This window comes from Acinetobacter sp. 226-1, from assembly GCF_030329325.1.
Lineage (GTDB): Bacteria > Pseudomonadota > Gammaproteobacteria > Pseudomonadales > Moraxellaceae > Acinetobacter > Acinetobacter sichuanensis.
Map to the genome: position 1 here is coordinate 1 of NZ_JACANU010000028.1, position 6683 is coordinate 6683.

9 protein-coding genes and 2 pseudogenes are annotated in these 6683 nt (G+C 35.7%); all 11 read right to left on the minus strand.

The window, feature by feature from the left end; genetic code table 11:
* Positions 1–36: 36 nt before the first annotated feature.
* The 11 genes and pseudogenes from HX124_RS17395 to HX124_RS17440 all read right to left on the minus strand — a co-directional run bounded on the left by HX124_RS17395 (position 37) and on the right by HX124_RS17440 (position 6045).
* The gene (locus HX124_RS17395; RefSeq protein WP_286384344.1) at positions 37–426 is read right to left on the minus strand and encodes a phage tail tube protein; all 390 of its coding nucleotides are present in this window, start codon (positions 424–426) and stop codon (positions 37–39) included.
* Positions 427–730: 304 nt separating this feature from the next.
* The gene (locus tag HX124_RS17400) at positions 731–1135 is read right to left on the minus strand and encodes a hypothetical protein (RefSeq protein WP_286384342.1); all 405 of its coding nucleotides are present in this window, start codon (positions 1133–1135) and stop codon (positions 731–733) included.
* On the minus strand, positions 1132–1512 hold the full coding sequence (locus tag HX124_RS17405) for a hypothetical protein (RefSeq protein ID WP_286384340.1): 381 nt from the start codon (positions 1510–1512) through the stop codon (positions 1132–1134). Before HX124_RS17405 ends, HX124_RS17400 begins: the two co-directional genes overlap by 4 nt.
* Positions 1513–1517: 5 nt before the next feature.
* The gene (locus HX124_RS17410; protein WP_286384338.1) at positions 1518–1772 is read right to left on the minus strand and encodes a hypothetical protein; all 255 of its coding nucleotides are present in this window, start codon (positions 1770–1772) and stop codon (positions 1518–1520) included.
* Positions 1773–2147: 375 nt separating this feature from the next.
* Positions 2148–2738: pseudogene (locus tag HX124_RS17415) on the minus strand (terminase large subunit domain-containing protein); the annotation flags it as partial.
* A complete protein-coding gene (locus tag HX124_RS17420) occupies positions 2677–3219 on the minus strand; it encodes a DUF2280 domain-containing protein (protein WP_286384336.1) in 543 nt (180 codons plus the stop codon). The gene HX124_RS17420 and the pseudogene HX124_RS17415, both read right to left, overlap by 62 nt.
* Positions 3220–3276: 57 nt before the next feature.
* Positions 3277–3915 carry a putative metallopeptidase gene (locus HX124_RS17425; RefSeq protein ID WP_286384334.1) on the minus strand — a complete coding sequence of 213 codons (639 nt, stop codon included), beginning with the start codon at positions 3913–3915 and terminating at the stop codon, positions 3277–3279.
* A gap of 145 nt (positions 3916–4060) precedes the next feature.
* Positions 4061–4303: a hypothetical protein gene (locus HX124_RS17430; RefSeq protein WP_286384332.1), complete on the minus strand. Its 243-nt coding sequence runs from the start codon at positions 4301–4303 to the stop codon at positions 4061–4063.
* A 204-nt stretch (positions 4304–4507) separates the two neighbouring features.
* The gene (locus HX124_RS17435) at positions 4508–4930 is read right to left on the minus strand and encodes a hypothetical protein (protein ID WP_286384330.1); all 423 of its coding nucleotides are present in this window, start codon (positions 4928–4930) and stop codon (positions 4508–4510) included.
* Between the two features lie 558 nt (positions 4931–5488).
* Positions 5489–5617: pseudogene (locus HX124_RS18220) on the minus strand (beta-sandwich lipoprotein); the annotation flags it as partial.
* Between the two features lie 242 nt (positions 5618–5859).
* Positions 5860–6045, minus strand: coding sequence for a hypothetical protein (locus HX124_RS17440; RefSeq protein ID WP_286384328.1), 186 nt, complete (start codon positions 6043–6045; stop codon positions 5860–5862).
* Positions 6046–6683 lie beyond the last annotated feature (638 nt).

A 6683-nucleotide genomic window follows, 5' to 3' on the forward strand; every position in this document is an offset into this window, starting at 1 on the left:
TCCCCACTTGTTTCTAAGTGGGGACTAAATTAAGGCTTATAGGATGAATTCAGAAGGTGTGTTCAGCGGACGCTTACATACTTGGTAATTATCAATATCTGTAAAACCACGAATAACTGAGAATGTTTTTCGCGTTGTACCACCAAAGGTTAAAACATTACTTACCCACTGGTTGAATGCAACACCTTCGAGCAAGTCATCTTGGATGCCATAGGCAAATTCTGTTTCAATATCACCTGTAACATCAACACCTGTCACCAATGACCCTGAAGCAATACGACCATCTTTGATTGTTTGTGATTCAGTTTTTTGTGCGGCTGCATCTAAACCATTCGATGTAAATGCCAGTGTTTTCCATGTTGTTGTGATTACACCTGGTGCGGATTCAACTCCGTATGGTGTTATTTGTTTAGCGCCTGAACTCATAGCGACTCCTTAATTTAGGCATTAAAAAACCACCCGAAGGTGGTGATTGGTTTTGATATTTAAGATTGTGTTAATTGAACTTTAAAAAACTCAAGATCTATTACTTGGATATATCGATGTGAAAGCTAGTTTTTGAATATGACCACCGCATTGCGGGCATTGATCATTAATTGTTGCATAATATATTCGCATCAACTCCGAAATTGACTTATTTTCTAAATCAGGCGGTACCTCCGCACAAAGCTTAATATTATTAATAAGCTCTTGGCGTTCATTCTTGTAACGCAAGTAATCTGCATCCACTCTAATTCACCCTAAATTCTGCCCTGACTATCTTAGCGTAAAAATGCTTATCATCCATATATTGTGGTGCATGAACTAAATAAACTTCTAAATGAGAAACACCAAAGTTTTGTAGAAACGCGCGCCACCCATCACATAACTTCGCCATTGCTGTGGTACCTGAATTCAATGGTGCAAAACATTGGATTGAAATCATGCCATGGTCACGAATGCAGGGCTGGTGACCAATACCCACAATATTGCTGCCTGAATACTGAATATAAGCCTTGCACCACAGCTTATCCTTAGGTGATGAAAATGGCTCTCCTTCATCAAGTGCTTGGTTTTCAAATTGAATCACATCCACACCGTTAAACTGTGCCAAGCGCGTTCTAATTTCTAATTCTGCTTGTTCAAGTGTCATCATTTATATTTACTCGTCACTCGCTGAAACGTTAAAGCATAGATCCCCGTTGGTGCTTGTTGAGAATAACCATTCTCCAAAGCCACAGAATAAGGCAAATTATTCTGTACATAGACCAGATCACCTATCTTTGCCTGAAGAACTTTGATATTCCCCTCAGCAATTGTTTTCCCACCTACTTTATCCACTTTATTTAAATCATAACGAACATCCACAGAGCCAATTGAAACGAGGTTATTGCCACGGAACGCACCTGTATCAACTGGGCTTGCAAGCACAACACCTTGTAGGAACTCGCTAATGATCTTTCTTTGTAGAACAGTTGCGCTTTGCAGTACTTCAAAGGTGAACTGTGATAATCGTGTACCTTGCCATGACATAATTTTCACCTGTATTTAATAGTCACATCACCAAATAAAATTTCATGCCCAATTTCATTATTTACCACAACAGCTTTACCTGTAACATCGGACTTTATTTTTATTAAAAAGCCTTTTTCAATATCAACATAAAGCGCATCATAAATACGCTCTCCATTTAAAAACACAGCTTCAATGGTTGTATCTTTTATATTGGCATGAAATGCCTTATCACTATTTACTGCTCTTTCTTTTAGTTGCGAGTTATCGATATAAATCATATTTTCCACCCATTAAAAAACCCACCGAAGTGGGCTTTTATTCTGTTTCTTACGCAAAGTGGTCTTTGCGCCCAAGCTTTGTTAGAAATCTATCTAAATCATCATAATTCGGGAAACTTATTTTCCTACTGTGTGTATCTGAGAAAAATATTGTTACGTAATTTACCTTATCATTAATTTTGATTAATTGAATTTGATCAGTATTGATTACTACATTATCAACTTGAAGTAACATTATTATCTCTATAAAAAAATTAAATGAAACAATAATCTAACAATCATCATGCTTAATTTCAAGCCTTCCGCAACTGGCATACCCAAATCGAATCTGTTGGATCTGTTCCCACATTCAATACCTTGAAATCACCTTTAGCCGTTATCGTAGGTTGAAGCTTGAATCATCCCATAAAGCTTTTTCTTCGCAGGTGTTGAGTTGGCTTCCTTTACAAATTGCTCATAAGTAAATTTAAAACCTTCTGGGGTTGTAGCAACATCAATACCATTAATTAAACCAGGATGCTTTACACGCATACGCGCAATAATTTTACGCCACGCTTGTTGAGCCTTATCCTTATTCATGACATCGAGTTCATCAATTAAAGCATGACCAATTTTAAAACCTACGATCGTTTGTGGCTTTTCCATGGATCGGCAAATAATCGTATTTCGGTACTGCCGACCATAATAAATATCCACCTCTTTATTAGATTCATAGATCTTTGTTTTTAACCCCCAATCAAAAGCAACCTCATCAATTGTTGGAAAGAAAATGTCGCGGATCTGCGGATATGTAGGTGCAAAATATCCTAATGGTACCTTGGGGAATTCCCATGACTTATCACAAAGACTTGAACACCCAACCCAAGTTTTACCGCTTCCAAACCCAGCAACAAAAGCACGAAACTTATTTTGAAGTTGTAGAAACTTTGCCTGAGGCACATTCAGTGTCGGGTTGATATTCGGCATCGCTTCTACTCGCATCTACAACTTGAATGGTGACTTTGACTGGCGTTGGATCATCTGCGCCCTCCCCATCACCTGTTTTAATTCGCTCAATTTCAAGCTGTTTTAATTGAATATCTAAAAGCTGAAGCTCATATCCTTGCATTTCATCCTTAAACTGCCTGATAAGTTTCAACTTCAATATTCTATTCATTTTAGGATCGTCATAAATCTTCTGAAGTTCATTCAGACGTACTGCTTTATTTGCTAAAGGAATACTAAAAACATTGGTCTTAAATTCAGCGCGCGTTTTATGAAATAAATCTTTAAGTTTCTTACTTAAATTTTTACCTGTTGGTTTAGTTGGATCATATGAAGCAACCTGTTGACGTTCAATTTCTATATTAAATTCTTGTTTTACAGCATCAGCTACTTGTTGAGGGGTTTCAAAGCAAGCAAGAGACTGAACTATAAAGACTTTTACAGGCTCTCTTAAGGTTGCCATAAACACCCCTTCGTAAAACTACGTAAAACAAAATAGGCAAAAAAAGAGCCTTTCAGCTCAAATCACACACGTCCCACAACACTTAGAAATATCAACATCAGCAACAAACGGCGCATTCTTTGTGATTTCGACCAAACGTTTAACTGATTCATTTGCGCCCCAACGTCTGACCACACCAAAGAATTCTTCAACGTCGTGACCTGCCAAATAGTGTTTAGGTAAACCGGTCATATCGCTATACAGCATTTCACCATCTTCATCGCGTTCTACACCAATGTGATAAAGCTCATGATCCAGTAGCGCGCAAAAGTTACGGTCATTACTATTTTCACAATAACTCGCATCAATCGTAATTAAATACGTCGGTACAAAACCATACCAGTCCCGCATCTGTTGTTCTTGTCGTGCTTTCTTCCATCCACCAACATTAAACATCACCTTTTCACATTGACCCAATACCATACGTTTTTTAGATTGAGCCGCAGATGATGCCCAAGCAAATGCTAAGAACTCGTCATTGTCATGAAGTAGCTCAGCAATGTGGTCATGATCTGGATTATGTAACGCGCCGCCAATGGCAAGAAAGTTTTTAACAACCCAATCTTTTAGATCTGGTGCAGGTGCCAAGCGAATGGTTTCTTCTTCCTCAGCTTGATCAAGCAGTTCTGTTGGTGGAAATGGTCTGATCTGTTCCATATTTCATCCAATAAAAAACCCACATACATAATGTGGGCCTTAATCAATTACTTTACTCTTTTGCTGAGCATGCAGAATGTTAGTACACCTCTAACACTGATTTGATGCTCAACATGTCTCAACATCTATTTGAAAAAGTTATTTCTTAAATTTGATAATTTAAATTTGAGCGTAACTGGTCTAAATAAGGTTGTATTTTCTGAGTGACCTCTAAACGATTTAAATTATCTGCAACCCAAAAAGTTTGTGGGTGATTCATCCAAACTACTTCTAGTCTTCTATATCTTGTAAGCTTACTCGTTGCCCTATCTTTTGCTAAAAAATAATTTGTTTTTTGGTCTACCAATAATTTACTGCCATGCCAGCAGCCACCTATACAGATATTCATCATATCCCCCTAATTCATATTATTATTTCTAATATATAGCATAAATTTAAATAAAAAAAACCCACAATTTTGGGGAAATTATGGGTATAAAATTAAATAGGTAATTGGGGAATTACCTATTCTGACTATATTACTATGATTTTAATCATATGTTAATTAAAAACACATAAAAATATTACTTTTTTACAAAACGTATAAGTTTAATTAGAGACTCTCTTGATCCACTCCATCTCCTAATACATATAACTGTGATTTAATCCAACGAATCACATAACCCGACTCAACTGTATGTGGTTCAAATCGTTCAATCATATAACCCATGTTTTCAGCGAGTTCATATTTATTAAATGCGTTTGCAATCTTCTTACCACCACGACCCACTGACCATGGGCTACCCACAATTTCAATAAGAAGATTGACCTTCACAATATAGAAATCGAATCGCCAATTTTTAGTAGATTCAAATTGAAATTTTCTTCGATAACCAATGTTATTTTCTTCTAATTCTTGGAATAAGGTTTCTTCAGCTTCTAAATATTTTTGTGTTGCTTTGGGTAATGGTCGAGTTTTGGATTTTGGTTTTAATGGTTGCTTCTTGGTGAGTGCGGTGTATTCGGAAGTTTCCATAAATTTTACCCATAAAAAAACCTACAATTTTGCGGAGATCGTAGGTATAAAAGTTACACACATAAGCAATATGGGGAATTACTTATGCAATTCAATATTACTTGAATTTAACTTTATGCCAAGTAATTTTTTTGTAAATTTTACTCAAAAAGAAGCCCCACATCTCTGTGAGGCTTCCACCTTAATTTTTTGCGCTGATCAAGGTTATTATGTTTTTTCATTAGTATGAATAAAACAACCATATTATTACAATCAAATTTGAATCAAATCAATATGGGTATGTAATTAAAGGTATTGAATTCGAAACCTTTAAATGGTACGAAATCGATCTAATTAGAGTTGATCCAATAAAAAAACCTCCCGAAGGAGGTTGAATCATTCATAACTAGGGAATATGAATGTAAAACTTACAGCAGTATATGAGTAGTTTAAGAATTTAAAAAACCTCACTCCCTGTGAGGTTTCCCCGATTCTTGCGCTGATTCAGGTTTTTTACTGCGAGTGCAATATAGTACAAAATCTAGACCTATTCATTTGCAAAATATTACATATAATCAATTAATTCAGCTTTAAATCAATATCAGGAATGATCGACTGTGGCTTGAATGCAACTTTATAGTGATAAGTACTCACACCTTTACTGTAGAACTGCTCTGAAAAACTAGTCACATTATCTGAGATATTAACTTTTCACATCCAAATTATAATCAAGCTCATCAAATGAAGCTTTCGTTTAGTATATTAGACACTCTTTTATAATAAAAAAAATGCTCGTACAAAATGAAGTGTACGAGCAAAAACTAAAAAAACCCTTTCAAGGGCTTAGAAACTACAGCTAGCTTCTAATGAATATTCTGTAAAATAAATTATTAATTTTCAGTGGCATAATATATCATTTTTCAAATATGAATAAATTCATCAATAAGCTCCTAACAATCCTTATCTGTTTTAAAGACTATTAGTGCCTTACACCCATCTATTGGGTCAGCAACATGATTAATAGAGATTAAACAGAAATTTTTATAGTGTTCTGGAGCCTTACTCAACCAATCTTTAATTTTTATCAATAAATTGCTAGCAGCTTTTGATTCTATAACAAAAACATCATAATTCATTTTTTACCCCTAATTTCAAAAATTTAAATTTATTTAAAAACTAAAACTTACCACAAAAAGTTGCTATATTCATTAAGTTTTAATTAATACAATATTCTAAATATTATCTATTAGCTCTAGTAGAACCAACGACTAGATCAAACTAAGGTAAATGCTCTATCCACTGAGCTAATGGGACGTTAAAAGGATGTAGTGATCTACCACATCCTTGCCTTAGATTACGATATTAATCAGCTCGGCAACTGATCTACCGCTACTCAACACTACTGCTTCTCAAAGTTAGCTATTGATACGCTTTGTGTCTTTCAGTCTCTTTTGGTCGGGGAGTCACCCACAATTTAAGGCTCTGAGGCTAACTCAATGTGTGACGAAATCACATTGGATTCAGACCGATTTATACGGCTGGTTTCTGCATCCCACCGTTTGCGCTTATAGCTAGTATATGTAAAGCATACATCAGCGTCACAAATCCTAGTTGCCCTTAAAGCTAACGATTTTTCATGAGTCGATCCTCCGTAGACCACTTGTATGCATCATAAGCACCTTTTAATAAAATTTAGGCAACAAAAAAGCCCACTAAAAAGTGAGCTCCACTCGTCTATTCCGAGCTGTCAACAAATTCGCAATTAAAACCATAA